3 protein-coding genes are annotated in these 2,401 nt (G+C 43.3%); 1 reads left to right on the forward strand and 2 read right to left on the reverse strand.

The features are described from left to right. On the reverse strand, positions 1-657 hold a 657-nt coding region (locus tag AC6CHQ_RS16140), incomplete at its 3' end, for a transposase (RefSeq protein WP_498082066.1). Between the two features lie 134 nt (positions 658-791). Here AC6CHQ_RS16140 and AC6CHQ_RS16145 point away from each other — a divergent pair. Beyond that, positions 792-1,265, forward strand: coding sequence for a DUF6241 domain-containing protein (locus AC6CHQ_RS16145; RefSeq protein WP_498082064.1), 474 nt, complete (start codon positions 792-794; stop codon positions 1,263-1,265). A gap of 117 nt (positions 1,266-1,382) precedes the next feature. Here AC6CHQ_RS16145 and AC6CHQ_RS16150 read toward each other — a convergent pair whose 3' ends face one another. Then, a complete protein-coding gene (locus tag AC6CHQ_RS16150; RefSeq protein WP_498082065.1) occupies positions 1,383-2,153 on the reverse strand; it encodes a hypothetical protein in 771 nt (256 codons plus the stop codon). Positions 2,154-2,401: the final 248 nt, after the last annotated feature.

Genomic DNA, 2,401 nt, shown 5'->3' on the forward strand with positions numbered 1-2,401 from the left:
CTCCGACGTCAGGATCAGATCGCCCGCGTTCTCACTGACCGCTAGGATGGCATCCTGGTCGTAGACCATCTCTTCCGGCATTCCGCCAAAATAATGGAAGGCATTCTCGTGGGCTCGGATCATATCGACTGTCCTGAATGGCCGGTCCAACCACTCCGCGTATTTAAAGCGGGAGTGGGAAAGGATGAAGACGATGCAATACAGCTTTCTTTCCTTTCCGTCCACCGTAAGCACCTTCAACTGTCCGAAATCCACTTGGGCCTGATGGCCCGGCCGAAACTCGGGCACCGCTGCGTAGACCCGCTGGTTCTTCACCTTCGGAATCCCATAACGCTCCCTTATATCCTTCACGTAGCTTCGGACCGTTGCCTGGGTAACGCCTTTCAGCTCCATCCGCTCAATCAGCCAATCGTGGACCTGGGCGCCGGTAAGATCCGGATGTTCCCGAAGCCATCCGAGAATGTGCTCCCGATAAGGATCCAACTTCTTTGGCCGCGTCTCGAGCGAATGGATATACTCGATGAACTGCTTTGAAGACATGCCCAGGTAGGAGCTAACCGTATTCCTTCCGACTCCCAACTTTTTAGAAATCTGTCTTTGGGAGAATCCCTTTCCCTCCAAATCTTTCATCTTGTAATACAGTTCCATTTTCTTCACTTCCAATCCCCGCCTTCCGAATACTGTTCCCAGTATACAGAAGGGTTTTTTCTGGTTGGAAAGTGGCTCTATTCTATTTTTCGAAATTGGTCACTTTCAGTTTATCGGTTTCACCCATCCATTGGAGTGATCAAATGAAAGAGAAGAAGCCAATCATTTTTATCGTACTGGCACTCCTGGCCATCGCCGGATTCATCATTTACAAAACCCAGTTCTCCTACCCCGAACCCGAGGAAGTGCTGACACAGGAAGAATTCACGGAGACCTTCGAGGAAACCGGCGCATTGGATAAAGTCGACGGACTCGACCTCGTCGGACTAAACGGCAATTCACCCGAAGACAAGATTCTCGAAGTCATGCACCAGATGACCCATCAGAAAATCGCAGCCAACCAGAAATGGGGAGCCGTTCCGATGACCACCAGGAACATCGAGCAACTGGAATCCATCGTCTCCAATTCCGACAAAATCCGAACTCCTGAGGTGCAAAAAGAGCTGCTGGCTATTATCGCAAAATGGGAACTTGGAGATTTCAATGAAGCAGATAACGACCACAACTACATCTGGGACTTGCAGGACGGACACTCGGCAAAGCCAGGGGGCTCCTGAGCAAAGAGGAAGAACTGAAGTTTATTGAACAGTGGTTCTTGGATGAAGAAACGAAAGCAATGGGAGACTAAATAGAAAGCCGTAAGGAAGCAGAATTGCTTCCTTACGGCTTTCTATTTAAGTTATTCTATAAGGAAATATTCCTTTGCATTCTGGACACTTAATACTCGAATAGTTTTGTAAGTGATTCTTATCTACTACTATATAAGTATTACAATTAGGACAATTCCCGTTGACTTCATTAGGATTACCAAAGATTAAGGTGCCACCATCTCCAAATCCAATTGAGTTACTCGTAACATGAATATTTCCTTGTTGAGTAATACCATTCATACTAACAGCACCTGTGGCGTCTTTAAAATCTGTACCTCGAAGAAAATTAGATGAATGGTTGGTAGCACGTAAATGAGTGCTTCTTGATGTTATTTCGACATTTTCAAAATGGTTATGACTGTTATTATTAGCGGAAATCGCTGTATAATCCGCATTTATGATTTGATTAATTACAGCTTGAGTGCTCCAATTATTTGTTTCAACTATAAACTCAGAAGGTAGCTCTTTCTTTGCCTCTTCAATTATTAAATCAATTTTCTCCTCTAATACCGAAACGGCAGAAACAGTGCGGGCCATTTGTTGAACCTTTTCTACTTCATCCTCAATTAAAGTTATACGTGTATTCGTGCTATAAATACTCTCTTGTAGATCCGTTATAAGTAAGTTTAAATTATGATTTCCTAACAGCTTATTGACTAACAAAGCGGCCTGTTGGAAACCAGGAACAGGAAGAAGGGTAGCCAAAAAAGTATAGTAATCCAAATCATTGGCGACTTGTTGATTGCTAGACAATGTTTGTAAAAACGATTTTATTTGTGTGATTTTATCTTTCATCAATTTAACTCCCCCTGTGACTAATTCCTTTACCCCTCATTATCCTCTAAAACTTTCCAGTAATCCATAAATTTTTATTCTTTTCTTACCTTTTAAATGAAAATACTTGACTTCGTACCTGCCCAGTCAGCGTTTGGATAATGTCTCTTAGGCAGGAGCTTTTGAGTAGCCTACTATGTATTTAGGGGCGCCTTAAATGAACTTAATACAAAGCTCCCATGAAATAATATTAAAAACCCCCAGGAACC

Source organism: Bhargavaea sp. GQ12 (genome assembly GCF_059758705.1).